Annotated in this window: 20 protein-coding genes; all 20 read right to left on the bottom strand. The window is 62.4% G+C overall.

Annotation, left to right across the window (positions count from 1 at the left end; genetic code table 11):
- Positions 1-12: 12 nt before the first annotated feature.
- Entirely contained in the window at positions 13-309 is a 297-nt protein-coding gene (locus tag ACI2KG_RS10470; RefSeq protein ID WP_404661823.1) for a phage tail assembly protein, read from the bottom strand.
- 48 nt (positions 310-357) lie between these two features.
- Complete coding sequence (locus ACI2KG_RS10465; RefSeq protein ID WP_404661822.1) at positions 358-867, bottom strand: phage major tail tube protein; 510 nt, start codon at positions 865-867, stop codon at positions 358-360.
- Positions 868-879: 12 nt separating this feature from the next.
- Entirely contained in the window at positions 880-2,055 is a 1,176-nt protein-coding gene (locus ACI2KG_RS10460) for a phage tail sheath subtilisin-like domain-containing protein (protein WP_404661821.1), read from the bottom strand.
- Positions 2,056-2,119: 64 nt separating this feature from the next.
- On the bottom strand, positions 2,120-2,443 hold the full coding sequence (locus ACI2KG_RS10455; protein WP_404661820.1) for a hypothetical protein: 324 nt from the start codon (positions 2,441-2,443) through the stop codon (positions 2,120-2,122).
- 65 nt (positions 2,444-2,508) lie between these two features.
- A complete protein-coding gene (locus tag ACI2KG_RS10450) occupies positions 2,509-2,973 on the bottom strand; it encodes a hypothetical protein (protein ID WP_404661819.1) in 465 nt (154 codons plus the stop codon).
- Between the two features lie 9 nt (positions 2,974-2,982).
- Positions 2,983-3,723, bottom strand: coding sequence for a hypothetical protein (locus ACI2KG_RS10445; protein ID WP_404661818.1), 741 nt, complete (start codon positions 3,721-3,723; stop codon positions 2,983-2,985).
- A gap of 5 nt (positions 3,724-3,728) precedes the next feature.
- Complete coding sequence (locus ACI2KG_RS10440; RefSeq protein ID WP_404661817.1) at positions 3,729-4,595, bottom strand: phage tail protein; 867 nt, start codon at positions 4,593-4,595, stop codon at positions 3,729-3,731.
- Entirely contained in the window at positions 4,592-5,314 is a 723-nt protein-coding gene (locus ACI2KG_RS10435; RefSeq protein WP_404661816.1) for a phage tail protein I, read from the bottom strand. Before ACI2KG_RS10435 ends, ACI2KG_RS10440 begins: the two co-directional genes overlap by 4 nt.
- Complete coding sequence (locus ACI2KG_RS10430; RefSeq protein ID WP_404661815.1) at positions 5,311-6,291, bottom strand: baseplate J/gp47 family protein; 981 nt, start codon at positions 6,289-6,291, stop codon at positions 5,311-5,313. The genes ACI2KG_RS10435 and ACI2KG_RS10430 overlap by 4 nt, the downstream gene beginning before the upstream one ends.
- Complete coding sequence (locus ACI2KG_RS10425; protein ID WP_404661814.1) at positions 6,288-6,614, bottom strand: GPW/gp25 family protein; 327 nt, start codon at positions 6,612-6,614, stop codon at positions 6,288-6,290. Before ACI2KG_RS10425 ends, ACI2KG_RS10430 begins: the two co-directional genes overlap by 4 nt.
- A gap of 2 nt (positions 6,615-6,616) precedes the next feature.
- Positions 6,617-6,895, bottom strand: a complete 279-nt coding sequence (locus tag ACI2KG_RS10420; protein WP_404661813.1) for a hypothetical protein — start codon at positions 6,893-6,895, stop codon at positions 6,617-6,619.
- Positions 6,896-6,938: 43 nt separating this feature from the next.
- Entirely contained in the window at positions 6,939-7,541 is a 603-nt protein-coding gene (locus ACI2KG_RS10415; protein WP_404661812.1) for a phage baseplate assembly protein V, read from the bottom strand.
- Positions 7,538-8,068: a hypothetical protein gene (locus tag ACI2KG_RS10410; RefSeq protein WP_404661811.1), complete on the bottom strand. Its 531-nt coding sequence runs from the start codon at positions 8,066-8,068 to the stop codon at positions 7,538-7,540. Before ACI2KG_RS10410 ends, ACI2KG_RS10415 begins: the two co-directional genes overlap by 4 nt.
- Positions 8,061-8,723, bottom strand: a complete 663-nt coding sequence (locus tag ACI2KG_RS10405) for a hypothetical protein (RefSeq protein ID WP_404661810.1) — start codon at positions 8,721-8,723, stop codon at positions 8,061-8,063. Before ACI2KG_RS10405 ends, ACI2KG_RS10410 begins: the two co-directional genes overlap by 8 nt.
- Positions 8,720-9,034: a hypothetical protein gene (locus tag ACI2KG_RS10400; RefSeq protein WP_404661809.1), complete on the bottom strand. Its 315-nt coding sequence runs from the start codon at positions 9,032-9,034 to the stop codon at positions 8,720-8,722. Before ACI2KG_RS10400 ends, ACI2KG_RS10405 begins: the two co-directional genes overlap by 4 nt.
- A 2-nt stretch (positions 9,035-9,036) precedes the next feature.
- Entirely contained in the window at positions 9,037-10,032 is a 996-nt protein-coding gene (locus ACI2KG_RS10395) for a major capsid protein (RefSeq protein WP_404661808.1), read from the bottom strand.
- 60 nt (positions 10,033-10,092) lie between these two features.
- Positions 10,093-10,440: a head decoration protein gene (locus ACI2KG_RS10390; RefSeq protein WP_369401165.1), complete on the bottom strand. Its 348-nt coding sequence runs from the start codon at positions 10,438-10,440 to the stop codon at positions 10,093-10,095.
- The gene (locus tag ACI2KG_RS10385; protein ID WP_404661807.1) at positions 10,437-11,594 is read right to left on the bottom strand and encodes a head maturation protease, ClpP-related; all 1,158 of its coding nucleotides are present in this window, start codon (positions 11,592-11,594) and stop codon (positions 10,437-10,439) included. The genes ACI2KG_RS10390 and ACI2KG_RS10385 overlap by 4 nt, the downstream gene beginning before the upstream one ends.
- Positions 11,591-13,081: a phage portal protein gene (locus tag ACI2KG_RS10380; protein WP_404661806.1), complete on the bottom strand. Its 1,491-nt coding sequence runs from the start codon at positions 13,079-13,081 to the stop codon at positions 11,591-11,593. The genes ACI2KG_RS10385 and ACI2KG_RS10380 overlap by 4 nt, the downstream gene beginning before the upstream one ends.
- Positions 13,078-13,284 (bottom strand): phage head-tail joining protein, encoded by a 207-nt coding sequence (locus ACI2KG_RS10375; RefSeq protein ID WP_039613470.1) that lies wholly within the window; start codon positions 13,282-13,284, stop codon positions 13,078-13,080. The genes ACI2KG_RS10380 and ACI2KG_RS10375 overlap by 4 nt, the downstream gene beginning before the upstream one ends.

Below are 13,284 nucleotides of genomic sequence, written 5' to 3'. Positions count from 1 at the left end.
TGCGTGGCCGGATTAAAGCTCGTCGTCTCGCACCAAAAAGTTGTAACCGGTCGCCAGGCGGTTGTAGTCCTTGTAGGTGAGGCCCTCCAGGTCTTTGACGTGAACATCGGCCAGGGAGGCAAACAAGTTCAGCTCGCGCTGCTCGTCGTCACCGTCCGAGGTTTGGGTCGAGTTGCGGATATCGCGGACAGTCGGCGCCCGCAGGGAAATGGTGTTCTGCTGGACACCGTTGAGCTCGGCCGGGCTGGTCAGAGTTACGGTGACGCGGTCGGCTTCGAGCTTGATGAACTTTGGCAGTGGCTTGGCCATGGTTTGGGGTCCTTGATTCGGAAAGAGATATGAAAGGGTGGGGAGGGATTACAGGCCGAGGTCCCGACGCTGGCCGGCCAGCTGGTCGACGCCATTGATGACGCGCTTCATGCCGGCCGGGTCGATCTCGTAGATGACCTCGCCGCCGAGTTCCAACTTGTAATAGGTCAGGGCCACAGCATGCTTAAGCTCGGCCTTGTCGCCCGGCTTCCAATCGCCCATATCCAGCTCTTTCAGGGTGCCGCGCTGGGTGACGATGACCGCCTTGGTTTCCCCCTTCTGGCCCTTGAACGAGCCACGGAAAGTGCCGTTGAAGGCATTGCCGTCGGCCAGGCCGAAGAACTTGAGCGACTCTTTACGCACGCCAGTGGTGGTGAAGTTGGACTCCATCTTCTCCATGCCCACGTCCATCTCGATCGGCATGTCCATGCCACCCGGGCGGTGCTCTTCCATCTTGAGCGTGAGTTTGGGCAAGGTCAGGCTGGGCACGTCGCCCTGGAAGCTGACCCCATCCACAAACAGGTTCATGTTGGCCAGAATTTCGGGAATCATTGCCATGTGATGCGCTCCTTACGCGACTTGGTCGAGGACTTCGGTCAACCACTGGTTGGTGACTTCGATGCGGAAGTTCGGGTTTTCCGCCGGCGGAACGTCGGTGAAGCGGATGTTCCAATACACCTTGCCCTGCTCCAGCTGGCTCGCCGAGTTGAGCACCGGGTCGGCGTAGACCTCGAAGTTGATGATTGCGCCCTGGGCTTTCAGGTCGCGCATGAAGGCTTGCAGGCCCTCGGTCACATCGCGGATGTAGGTCGAGGTAATGCCCCGGTCCACCGCCCACTTGTGGCCGTACAGGATCGCGTCCATGACCATGTCCATGGTCCGCACGCGGGTGACGAACGCCCATTTCGAATCGCTCGACAGGGTGCGGTTGCCCCACAGTCGGAAGCCGTCGTCGCGAATGATGGTCGCGATATTGGCGTTGTTGAGCAGGTTGGCCCGGCACGTCTCGTCGCCGTCCAGGTACTCGATTGCGCGGGTGGTGCCGGTGATGCCGACAAACTCCTTGTTCGAAGGCGACGACCAGAAGCCGTATTCGCTGTCGGTGTAGGCAAACATGCCCGCCGCCCAGGCCGAGGCCGGCGCGTCTACCGTCGCACCAGACGCGCCGGAAGTGGTATCCCAGAACTGCACACCTGGATCGACCATGTACAGGCGCTTGGAGCCGAACAGCTTGGCGTAGGTGGTGGCCGCTTCGTCAGTGGTACCGGGGCCGTCGATGATGCCGATGGCGCGCAGCTTGCCAGCAATCGAATCCATGGCCGTAGCCACCGCCTGGGTTGCACTGTGCTTCGGCGCAACGATCAATCGCGGCTGCGCATTGAAACGACTCTTACCATCGAGCAGCGCCTGCAGGCCAGTACGCTTGCCGCTGGCCTGCACGCCGCCAATGATCCCGGAAGTCTGCGCCGCCGGGTCGACCACCTTGGCCACGCCGGTGGCGACAATCACTGCCTTGGAGCGGGCATAGATGGCCTGGCAGGCCTTGGTGATGGCCGAGGCAGCGCCGAAGGCGGCGACCGCCTCGCGCTCGTTGGTGATCAGTACAAGGTCGCCGGCCTTGGCCGTGGCGCCGGCGCCTTCGGTGAAGGTGTCGACCAAGCCAATGATCGAGGACGACGGCAGCGAGACGTTGCGCGCGCCGCTGTCGACGTTTGTTACGGTGACGCCGTGAAAGAATCCAGCCATTTGAGACTCCAGAAAGCACTGGGCCGCGTCATGCGCGGCCCGAGCGGGTGGGAAGAGGAAACTGTCAGTGCTGCGGGATATGCAGCACCTGGACCAGCAGCGCCACGGTCAGGCAGGCCACCAGCGGACAGAAAAAGTCGAGGCGACCGTCTACGGTCCATCGCCAGATGCGCAGGCCGTCGTACCAGCGCAGGTTGGCCAGGTGCACCGACTCGACGTGCGCCAGGTTGCGCTCGCCTTGGGTGTACTCGCGGCCAGCGAAGAAGAATATGCCGGCAGCGGCGCCGGCCCAGTGGCCAGCGGGGACGCCCAGCCAGGCCAGAACGCCCCACAGGGCGACCATGATCAGCAGCGCCGCCAGGACGTGCTCAAATTGGGTTCGGTTCATGCGTGCCCTCCAGGCACAAAAAAAGCCGCTTAGCGGCCCTTGAGGTTTACGGGGTGACGATCAGATCAGGTCGCGTTGCCGACGCCCTGAATGCTCGACTTGATGGCTGAAATCGCCACATCTGCCAAGGCCTCGGCCTGCTCGTGACTGGTGGCCTTGAGTACGTCCTGCTTGCCTTTCAAGCGCTCCGCGCGGATGGCGTAGATAGCACCTTTCCAGGCGCGCGACTCATGCAAAATGCTCTCGGTCGCGGCCTGCGCATCGAGGCCGGCCGCATCCATCCAGGCTTGTACAGTCGCCGGCACCTCGCCGGCATAACCTGCCGCCGCGAAGCTCTCGGCTTCATCCGCCGTCATCCGATACTCCACGGCACGCAGCGGATCGCCTAGGACTGCACTACGCGCCTGATCGGCCGCCTGATCGACCTGCAGGGCCGCAGCCAAAAGGGCGGCATCCAGGGGCAGGCTGTCGAAGCTGAATCCGGCGTAAGTGCGGCCGCCAAATTCGATGTTTAAGTTTTGAGTTTGCATATACGCCCCTTAGAGAACGGTCAGGTTGGTCATGATATTGGAGATATCTTTGGGCGATGTTCCAGCGGCAATACCGCTGATGTAACGTCCGCCGAACGAAGCGGGGAACGATGTCCCAAGCACTTCAAGCACAACAGCACTATTTGGCGCGCCGACGATGAATGCCGTGCTGTCTGCGGCAGACGTGAATTCGCAAGCCGATACTTTCACCGCCAGGATCACAGCCCCCCCGTTGGAAGTGCTTTTGAAGAAAGCATTCACGAAACCGCTCGGCGCCGGAACTAGCCCGGCGGGACTCGGGAGGTCAACTGTGACATCACTCAGCAACACCTGTGCACCGTTCGATTGAACAATGCCAGAAAGGTAATTCGACACACCGTCAGAGGACACGTAATACACAGGAGTAAGTTTCCGCTTAACCCCCGTGGTATCACTGAAAATCGAAAGGACGCGGTTATCGACGCTGATGTTCAACGTCATCCGGTAATCGGTTTGCAACCGAACGATACATAGCCCGCCAAATGGGGTGTTAGCGATTGCTTTATCGATGGTCTTCAAAGGCCGCGCAGCCTGCCCATCAGCGGTGTCATCGCCGGTCAGCTGGTTGACGTAGAAGATTTTCCGGCCCTCCGGAATGGCTGCAATCGCAGCCGCGACCGACGCGTCGATTGCGGCTTTTTTTCCGCCAAAATAGTCGATCAGCTTGGTGGTTTGCGTGACCAGGTTGCCTACATCAGTTTCGAGACTCATACGTCTTATGCTCCAAAGGTGTTTTGAGTTACTAGGGTTTGCAGTGCGATGATCGCCGCCGCATTACAGATTGCAGTGACCAGTTGCCCCTCACGGTCAGCAACTTGGCGCCGCTCGGCAGCCAGTAAGCGCTGCGAATGGTCGTCGAGCACCGCGCCGGATCGGCGCGAACTAATCGCCAGTTCATCGAGCTGATCCTGCCGCTGCAGGCCGCCCAGCTGATCCGCGATGAGTGCCGAAGCACTGCTTACCGCCGCACTGGCAAGGCCATTGCGGTCGGCGTCCTGCCGCGCTTCAACCTCCGACATGCGCAGCAGCAAGCGGGAAAGCTGCTCCCCCGCCACGCGCTGCCACTGGCCCTGCTGGTCGAGCTGGTCTTGCCGCTCCAGGCCGCGCAGTTGCTCGGCAATCAATGCCTGCGCTTGCGCGGCCAGCGGCCCGGCCAGGCTCAGGCTAAGCCCGGCCTCGTTGCTGATGATCGTCACGCTGTCCGCTGGCAGCGCCGCCAGCGACAGGTCGTAGGCCAGCAGCAAGTCGGTATCCGCCGACTTGTAGGCCAGTGGGGTGGATGAATCGGACCACACCGCCAACAGGGTGCCGTCGCTCAGCAGAAAGCCGATTTCCCGCACCCAAAAAGCGCGGTCGCCATCGGCCAGGGCGGTCAGGTGTAGCAAGGTGCTGCTCAGGCGCTCGCCACCGGCAATTGGATACTTTGCCGTTTGCGCAACCAGGCTTTTCTGGTCGGCCGTCGGCGTGTAGCCCGAGGTGCCCAGGGCAATATGGGTGATCTGCGCCGCGATGCCGGTGTTATCGGCCCGCAAGATCGCCGCCAGCCCCGCCTTGGTGATCACAGGTTGTAACGGGGTACTCATAGAACAGCCTCCATCGTGCAGCGCACGACGACTAGGGCACGGGTCGCACTGGCGACCACAAAGCCCGATTCAGCGTTGATCGGAACGCCCAGGGCCTCGACAGAGCGCCGAGATACCCCGAACGACCGGGTGGCATTGGCGAACTGCAGACCCTGCACTGCCACGTCGACCTGCACCGCCTGGGCATTCACAGTCAGGCGCTGCAGACCGCGCCCTCGGCTGGCATTGGCAAATAGCAGGCAGCCGTCAAAGCGCGCGCCAAGGCGAAACTCGTAGTGGCTGCGCTCGTTCTTTGCCGCGTCGACCAAGGCGCGCAGGCGCTCCCCCAACTGCGGCGAGATGATCGAGCCCTCTCCCTCACGGTTCTCGTTCGCCCAGGCGGTGAGCTGAAACGTGTACGGAGCCGCGTTTGGTATCTGGTGCCAGGGTTTGTAATCCGCGTTGACCCGAACCGCCTTCAGTACCCGCCGGATCGCGCCGACGGTGCCTTTGGTCTTGTGGACCGGGATCGCCTCGTGCACCAGCTCGCGGCGCTGGGCATTGGTGTTGGCTGCTTCCCAGCCTTCTACCGTCCAGGCCCAACCAAGCCAGGGCAGGAAGTCCGGCGGGCAGCGCGTCGAGTCGGCAATGCCCCGGATGATGTCCGGGTCAATGCCCTGCTCACTGGCAGCCTCCAGCGAACGCTCCAGCAGCGTGGCGTTATGCGGCAGCAGGCTCACATCGTCACCTCCGTGGTCAACGCGATTGACGTGCAGTTGGGGTAATGCCGCTTGTCACACGCGATACCTGCAGCCGGATGCACCAGGTCAACCTGGCTAATTCCCGTTACGTGTAACGCCGCATAGATCGCTGACAGCGGCAGCTGCCCCTCCAGGCTTCGCGCGCCGGCAATGACCGCATCCAGGCCTTTGCGGGCTGTCGCTTTCACCACCTCCGGATCTGGCCCGGCCTCGACGTGCAGGACGGCCTGCACCTTGAAGTCGGTCGGCGCGCCCGTTTGCACACGCGGTCGGTCGGTGACCGGCCGCACACTCTCGGCCGACAGCGCCGCCTGTACCGTGGCCACCAGCTGGGCCGGCGGCGAAGTGCTCTCCAGCCTTGGCAGAATGGCCAGCGACACGTCGCCGGGCAGTGGCTTATCCAGTCCGGCGTCATAGTCACAGACCACCACAATGGCCCCGGTCGGCAGTAGCGCTTTAACCGCGGCGTCGAGCGCCACCCCGGAAAACCGGGGCGAATCGACCGACACGTTGGCCAACTCGGCCGAGGCGGTCAGGCCGTGGTACTCATATGCGCCACGACTGCCAGCAACGGACAGCGCCTCAAGCGACAGCCGCGTGCGGTAGCGCAGCGCCTCGTCGTCTTCCATCACAGCCGCCACCGGTGGCACCGCATCAGGATCAGCCGCGCGGATGGTCAGCCGCTGCACACCGTAGTCGGCGGCGCGGTTGTCCAGGTCGGCACCCTTGGCATAAGCCAACAAGCTGGCCTTGGCCGCCGAATTGACCCGCGCCCGCATCAGCAGCTCGCGGTAGGCCATGGTCTCCATCAACTTGACGACCGGGTCGGACTCCAACAGCGCCGTCCACTGGTCGCCCGTGTGGCTGCGGAAGATGCCTACCACCTCCTGATACAGCGTTTCAAAGTCCAGGGTTTCCACCACATCGGGCGGGGGCAGTAAAGACAGGTCAATCATGCACTCACCTCCACGACGGCCGAGTTGCCCAGGTACTGGCCTGTCAGCTCCAGACCTATCTGGCCATCAAGCACGGAAACCACCCTGACGCGCTCCAGCTGCACACGCGGCTCCCAGCGGCCCAAGGCGCGGGCCACCTCGGCCTGCACCGCGCTTTTCCAGCCCTCATTAACCGGCAGGTCAACAAAGCGGCGCAGGTTGCTGCCGTACTCCGGTCGCATGCGCCGGCTACCCAAGGGGGTGGTCAGAATGTCCTCAATCGACTGTTTCAGATGATCGAGGCCCGAAAGTGGCTGGCCGGTTCGCCGGTCCACGCCAATCATGGTTAGCCGTCCAGGCGCTGCAGGTCGGCGTGGCCACCCAGGAACGCCAGCGCCTCGGCGTCGTCGCCCTGGACGGTCACCCGGCCGGTCAGCACCTTGAACTCGCGCATGTCGTCGCCCGCCTGCAGGAACAGCGAGCGCGAGGTGTACGCGTTGTCGCCAAAGGTCACGCCAAGCGGCGCGACTTCCACAACAGCGGCACCGCCGTCCGCAGCAGGTACAACTGCGGATTCGCCCGCATCCGTTACCGCGTCATCCGCAGCGGTTTTCTTGACTGCCATAAAGTGATGCTCCAGAAAGAACAAAGCCCGCGAGAGCGGGCTGTCAGTGTTTGTGGTTGGCTGTGTTGCCGCCGGTGTCGATGATTTTCCCGAGGCCGAGAATGTCGCCCGTTACGCGTAACGGTCCGTCGATCTGCACGGAACCCTGCAGGGTGATCAAGGCGGCCTTAGCCGTGATGCTCTCGGCCTCGGCGCTGATCGCGGTCGACTTGGCGGTGATCGCGTCTTCGGCTACCACCGCCTTGCTGCTGCCGACCTCGATGTTGACCGTGCCGGTGGGCAGCTTGATGGTGTAGCTATTGGCCGCCCAGTCGTAGACCAGGGAGCCGCCATCATCGAAACGCCACACCTCGACATGGTCGCGGTTGTCCGGGCGCTCGCCGGCATTGCCGTACAGGCCGGGAATGAAAGTACCCTGAGCGGGGTCGCCGCTAGGACTGATCAACGCACCCTGCTCTCCCAGGCTCGGTGCTCGCCAGTGTCGCGCCTTGCCGGCAGCCAACGAGTGCCAACGCACCCAGGCACTGCTCCAGCCGGTACCGTCCGACATGCGCAGCTTGCCAGCATCCAGGTCGACCGCCACGACATAGCCCTTGATCATCACGCCCGCCAACATGCGGTCGTGCTCGGCGCTCGCGTAACTCACTCCAGGGCCTCAGGTGATTGGTAGTGATGCTCGTTGCCCTGACCAGCGTCAGGATCGAAAGCAACCACCAGCGGGCCGGGCTCTCGGGGCCACGGCCACTCTTCCTCTCCGAGGTAGATCACTTGGGTCCACTCAACCACCCAGACCGCGTAACTATCCAGCTCGGGCCGGCTCCAGTCCCGCTCTGCCCTTACGAACTGAGCAAACTCAACCGCCAAGCCCCAGGACTGCATTCGTAGCAAGACCGCCAGCTGTGCCGCAGCAAAAGCGACCACATGCAAGCAGTTGGGCACCTCTGCCCCAACGATCACACGCGCTTCGAAACGAGCATCGACGGCTGTTTCACCCGTACCAGGATCTTTGTCCGCACTCTCAAGGCCAGCCAACTCCAGCACTACCGCTGGCATCGGCACGACCTCGATCCCGTCCGGCATGGTGCCAACATAGGCGAGGCCCGGGATGGCTTCACTTATGTGCTGTTCAATCGCCGCGTAGATCCCAGCGAGAGGTATTGGGTCATCAACCATTGCCTGTTCTCCGCAAATACTTCTGCAACTCAAAGTTCAGCTCTTGCTCAAGGACCACCTTCAACCGTTCGTGAGCCCGATTAGTCCAGGCTTCGAAGTGAGGTCGAACGTCATCCAGCGAGATCTTTGCCTTAGCAAGCGGGAAACGGCTGTCGTTCTCCGAAACCCAACCGGACCGCCGCCCACCTCCACCGGAGACGTCGCTACCTGGATAGTCGGCAACATCAAAGTGCTTGCTGGCTGTGCGAATCCAAATATCGGGCTTGCCCCCGTAAACCTGCCGAAAGAACGCCCCCTGGTAACGACGCCCAGCCACCGATACACCGGTCCGGGTTTGCCGAGGACGACCAGCACGACTGGCTTCGATTGGGCGGATACCGAACCACAGCTTGCCTTGCCCATTGCTTCCCATCGGGAAAGCCTTGAGCCGCTGCCTCACCGCAGCAATGGCGATTCGCTCTTGCCGCCCCACCTCACGCGCAACCTGCCCGCGAAGCCAGCGAAGCGTCTTGTTAATCGCTCGTCGTTGAGCTGCAGCTATAGCCTTGGGCACCAGCTTGGCAAAGTCTTCAAAGCCTTTGACGTCTTGCGGGCTCATCTGCAGGGTCAACAACCCCGAGCTGGCTGACACCTTGTGATAGCTCCCGACACTCATGGTGTTTTCCTCAGAACGAGCGTTACCAGGCCGTCGCCGCCAGGCTCTATGCGCGTGATGATGTAGTTGCCACCACCGTCCTCAGGCGGCAGATCGACCACCACGCTCTGCCGCGTATCGACACCCGCGGTGTCACCAACGCGGATAACCAGGTGCGGCTCACGCAGGCCGGTATTAATCTGGCCGAGCTTGGGCTGCAGCCACGGTGCCGAGAACATCCCGAGAACCTCGCGACCCTCGATATGCGCAAGATCGCCGAGGACATCGAACACCACCTCGTCCAGATGATCGATCAGGTCGCGGAAGGCCATGATCAAGCGGTCAGGCGGATGACTGCACGGGGACGCGTGCAGATGTGCAACGGGTTGGACTGAGCTTCACCCGCAACACCCTTACCAAAGGGCATCTCCTCCAGCTTGCTGTAATACGGCAGGCCTTCGGTGTTGACGGTTTCCATGTAGTCTGCCGGCGCATAGACCGACAGGAACAGTTCAGAAACCCCCTCGGGCACCAGGCGCGCTTCATCGTCAGGGACGAATGGAACACCCGCGACCTTGCCCCGGTAACGCTCCCAGCTGATGCCACCGAACTCGAACGTTTCACGCCCATCGCCACGAAGCGCTGCGGCCTGCTGGCTACCCTTGTAGGTATCGACAACCGATGAGTGGGCGATGAGTTTCTTCCAGAAGGTCTTGCCGCAGAAAGCGCGGGCGCCGGTGGTGGTCACGTTGCCGAGAGCATCTTCTTGCATGTCCAGGGCGTCCACGCACTGCACCTGAATGTTGGCGTTCGGGTCATTCAGCCCCATCGACTGCTTCTGCTGCGACACCCCGAAAACTTTGTAGATGTCCAGCAGCACTGAAGAGCCATCTGCGTCGAGCACCTTGCCGTTGATGGCTCCCATCCGATGAAACTCGTGAGTGGCATCCAGTTGGCGTTTCGCCTTGGCCAGACGCTTGTTGACCACATCCTGTACGGCCTGCAGCTCCGTCAGCGTGCCGAACGCGCGAATACCCTGTATCTCGTCCGCCTTGATCGCAAAACGCTGCGGCAGGTGAACGGTATTAAACGGGATCAGCGTGCGCTTGCTAGCACCCACCACCAGGCCAGAGGTGCCGCGCTCCCCTGCCGGCACCAGAGCGAGCGTGTCACCGTCTTTCTCGATCTGCACGGTAAGGGTGGCGACACCCTCCTCCTGGAACAGGCCAAGAGCCGCAAGGCGCCCTGGTACGTACTCCTGCTCGTTGATAGCAGCGGTCAGGGCTGCAACGCCGAAAGCGTCGTCTTGGAAAATGGCAATCTCAGCCATGAGGTACTCCAAAAAGTAAGAACCCCGCTCAGGGCGGGGTTTGGGTGAAAGAGAGTCGGGTCAGCGCAGGATGATGAAATGCGCTGCCAATGCCTGTTCCGCATCGGCGTCGATGCCGGTCAGCAGGGCCTCACTGACCTCGGCCAGTCGCACCACCGCGCGGCCGCGCCGAACGGTTTCGGACTCGCCGAGAGAGGCATAGAGAATGCACACGGCTTTTTCGCTGCCGTCTTCTGCAGCGGGGTCGTAGGCAGTGAATTCGCTGCTGGCCGTTACCAGACCAAGCACTTGGCCAGCGACCATTCCAGGACCGGCAGCGACATTGATGGCTTCGCGAGAGATCTTTCCCGGCCCCTCGGAAAGCAGGAACTCACCGGTGTGAACCGGCTCCTGGCGGATGTTAGTCATGGTCGTGCTCCTTTATTGGCGGCCTGCCGGCGGGCAGCCCAGATGCTGGATGGATTGGGTAACTGCGCCTTGACCTTCTCTGGCTCGTCATCGGCCGGCGGCAGGCTGTTGTCGATCTCAAAACCCTTGCCGGAGCTGACCAGCTTCTCGAACAGCCGAGCCCGCACCGCATCAGGCTCCAAGCCGGCCTGCACAAATTCAACGGTAAGTTCCGGCAGCCGAGCAGCTACGCAGAGATCGCGGACCCCCTTCGCACGCGTCAAGGCAGCCTGCACCGTGGCCTTGTCGGCCAGTTTGGTGGAGGCGATCAACGGCTCGACCAGGTTGCTGATACCCGCCTTGGCGCAGTCCTGGGCGATCATCAAAGCCAGCGCAGTAGAGTCGCCTGGGTCAGCGGCAGGCAGGTCAGGCGGTGTTGCCGGCTGGCCGCTCGCTGCCTCCGGCAGCTCGGCCAACTGATCCAGAAGCGCCTTGGGTGTCTGACGGTAGCGCTGCATCGCCGCGCCCTGGCCAAGGCACGCTTTGACCTCGACCCCGTTGCCTACTTCGTTAGCCAGGCCCAGCGCGAGGGCTTCCTGCGCAGTCAACCAGGTTTCATCGTTGACCATACGGCGCAGCTCAGCATCGTCGATGCCCGGCGCCTTGGCCTTGTATGCCGCGATGATCGCCTCGAAGGTTTGGTCGAGGACGTCAGCCACCCGGCGCAAGTCCTCGGCATCACCGCTGGTCCAGGTCCACGGGTTGTGCACCATCAGCATCGCATTCGAAGCCATCACCAGGCGGTGGGCGCCGCACGCAGCGACGCTTCCAGCGCTGGCCGCCAGAGCATCAACACGCGCGGTGCAGCGCTCACCCAACCGGTTTAGCGCGTTGTGAATAGCCAACCCGTCGAACAGATCGCCACCGATAGTGTTGAAGGCCACCACCACCGGTGAAACGCCGTCATCGATCGCCTTAAGGTCCTGAATGAACTCGTTCGCGGTGATGCCCCAGCCCCCGATCTCACCGTAGATGTAGATCTCGATGGGACTGGTATCGGCCTTGGCATCGCCCTGCCCCTCAGCCGCCGCGCTGATCTTGTACCAATGCTGGTCTTCGATCTGCTGCACCGAGGGCGCCTTGTTAAAGATGCGAAACGGCATCAGCTTTTTCATTTCTTCCCCTTGTCGCCGGGCTCATCAGGATCATCCTCGACGGCCGGCAAGCTGCTGTAGTTGAGGCCCAAAGCCTTCGCCCGGGCGATATCGGCGGCGTTCTCTTCGTCGACCACCTCCGCATCCGTACCGTTACGCAGGCACACCTCACTGCGCGATGCGAAGCCTGCGGCGATTTCCATGCTGCGCGACTGGACATCCTGCACCGGATGGATGTAAGCCCAGCCCTGCGGTACCCAGCGTGTACGGTGGTACTCACGGCGGCGCTGTGCGTAGTCAGGTAGGTCGAGCGCACCGGCGAGCACAGCCATGTCCATCCAGGCTTTACGTACCGGCCGACAAAGCTGATGTACGTACACCTGGAACTGGAGCTGCTCCAAGCGTCGACGGAACTCGGTCAGTACCACCCGGATCGCGCGGTCGTTCACGCCTTGCATGTCGCCAGTCATGAGTTCGTAGGGCAACCCTGAGCCAGCGGCAGCGGCCATCAGTTGCTGCCGCATGAAGTCGGGGTAGTTGTTGCCGGCGTCCGGCGGGTCCGAGAACTCGACCTGCTCACCAGGCAGCAGCTCCTGCATCGTGCCAGGCTCCAGCCCTACCATCGGGGTAAAGCCGTCCCGGTCGTATCTGACCGGCGCCCCAGTAAGCGGGTCGAGTTGCGGCGGGCCGTCCGGTGCTGGCTTGCGAACGAAGCCGGCAAATAGGTTGGCGACCTCTTGCCGGAACAACACCGCGTCGTCGAAGTTGTCCAGGCTACGCAGACGCTTCAGGACCGGCGCCAAGCGCGGTACGCCGCGCAGTTGCCCGGGTTCCAAGGGCTCAAACACATGCAGCATCTGCTCAGCCGGGATCCGCACCAGCTGGTGGTAGCCGACATTGAGAGAGGACTTGTCGCTGGGATGGTTGCGGTAGCACCAATACGCCACGCGCCGGCCCAAGGCGTTGAACTCGATGCCTGCCCGAATGACATTGCCGAAACGGGTCATCTCGAACTTGTCATGGGGGACAAACTCTGGCGATAGGCACTGCAGCTGCAGCGGTACCGCGTAGCCATCCTCCAGCCGGCGCGGACGCAGACGAATGAAGCACTCGCCCGACTGCTCTACCGTACGGGCCACCAGCGCCTGCAGGCCATAGAAGTCGGTAAGCTGATCGGCATCAGCCTCATCAACCCAGTCCTCCCACAGCTCTTGCATCACCTTGCGGACCGCCTTGTCGAGCAGCCGAGGGTGCGGCGTGATGCCGGTACCGATCAGGTTGCTGACGCGCTTGTCGATGACATTGGCAGCATAAGGGTCATTGCGCACCGCGCTGCGGGAGCGGGAGCGCAGGTTACGCAAGGCCGGCATAATCAAGCTGTTCACGCCAGTGTCAGGCGCATCCCATCCTGATGAGCGCCGTCCCTCGGCGGCGCCCTCGTAGCTGGCCTTGATCCGCTCGGGCACCAAAATGCCTGAACGACCGAGGGACAGGTAGCGTCCGCTCACAGCCCCTTGCCCCCGTGGTAGATACGGGTCACCCGCGAGCGGGGGCCTGCGGCAGCGGTCAATTCAGTGCGGATAAGGTCACGAGCCTTGATCAGCTCGTCGACCGTCCGGTACTCAACGGTGCGATCGGTGTACCGGACGGTCTTTTCACCACGCGCAATCGCCCGCTCGACAGCGTCGAGGTGTGCCTTTGTGTATGCCAT

This window comes from Pseudomonas sp. NPDC089407 (assembly GCF_044900445.1).
Lineage (GTDB): Bacteria > Pseudomonadota > Gammaproteobacteria > Pseudomonadales > Pseudomonadaceae > Aquipseudomonas.
Note: the sequence above shows the minus strand (reverse complement) of the source record. Positions and strands in the feature narration are given on the sequence as shown.

Excerpts from the sequence above, each read along its gene's own strand:
- ACI2KG_RS10425 (WP_404661814.1), bottom strand. The coding sequence starts at position 6,614 with ATGATTGGCGTGGACCGGCGAACCGGCCAGCCACTTTCGGGCCTCGAT.
- ACI2KG_RS10440 (WP_404661817.1), bottom strand. The coding sequence starts at position 4,595 with ATGAGTACCCCGTTACAACCTGTGATCACCAAGGCGGGGCTGGCGGCG.
- ACI2KG_RS10450 (WP_404661819.1), bottom strand. The coding sequence starts at position 2,973 with ATGCAAACTCAAAACTTAAACATCGAATTTGGCGGCCGCACTTACGCC.
- ACI2KG_RS10465 (WP_404661822.1), bottom strand. The coding sequence starts at position 867 with ATGGCAATGATTCCCGAAATTCTGGCCAACATGAACCTGTTTGTGGAT.
- ACI2KG_RS10375 (WP_039613470.1), bottom strand. The coding sequence starts at position 13,284 with ATGGCATACACAAAGGCACACCTCGACGCTGTCGAGCGGGCGATTGCG.
- ACI2KG_RS10400 (WP_404661809.1), bottom strand. The coding sequence starts at position 9,034 with ATGGCCTTCCGCGACCTGATCGATCATCTGGACGAGGTGGTGTTCGAT.
- ACI2KG_RS10470 (WP_404661823.1), bottom strand. The coding sequence starts at position 309 with ATGGCCAAGCCACTGCCAAAGTTCATCAAGCTCGAAGCCGACCGCGTC.
- ACI2KG_RS10455 (WP_404661820.1), bottom strand. The coding sequence starts at position 2,443 with ATGAACCGAACCCAATTTGAGCACGTCCTGGCGGCGCTGCTGATCATG.
- ACI2KG_RS10385 (WP_404661807.1), bottom strand. The coding sequence starts at position 11,594 with ATGAAAAAGCTGATGCCGTTTCGCATCTTTAACAAGGCGCCCTCGGTG.
- ACI2KG_RS10395 (WP_404661808.1), bottom strand. The coding sequence starts at position 10,032 with ATGGCTGAGATTGCCATTTTCCAAGACGACGCTTTCGGCGTTGCAGCC.
- ACI2KG_RS10430 (WP_404661815.1), bottom strand. The coding sequence starts at position 6,291 with ATGATTGACCTGTCTTTACTGCCCCCGCCCGATGTGGTGGAAACCCTG.
- ACI2KG_RS10460 (WP_404661821.1), bottom strand. The coding sequence starts at position 2,055 with ATGGCTGGATTCTTTCACGGCGTCACCGTAACAAACGTCGACAGCGGC.
- ACI2KG_RS10405 (WP_404661810.1), bottom strand. The coding sequence starts at position 8,723 with ATGAGTGTCGGGAGCTATCACAAGGTGTCAGCCAGCTCGGGGTTGTTG.
- ACI2KG_RS10390 (WP_369401165.1), bottom strand. The coding sequence starts at position 10,440 with ATGACTAACATCCGCCAGGAGCCGGTTCACACCGGTGAGTTCCTGCTT.
- ACI2KG_RS10420 (WP_404661813.1), bottom strand. The coding sequence starts at position 6,895 with ATGGCAGTCAAGAAAACCGCTGCGGATGACGCGGTAACGGATGCGGGC.
- ACI2KG_RS10445 (WP_404661818.1), bottom strand. The coding sequence starts at position 3,723 with ATGAGTCTCGAAACTGATGTAGGCAACCTGGTCACGCAAACCACCAAG.
- ACI2KG_RS10410 (WP_404661811.1), bottom strand. The coding sequence starts at position 8,068 with ATGGTTGATGACCCAATACCTCTCGCTGGGATCTACGCGGCGATTGAA.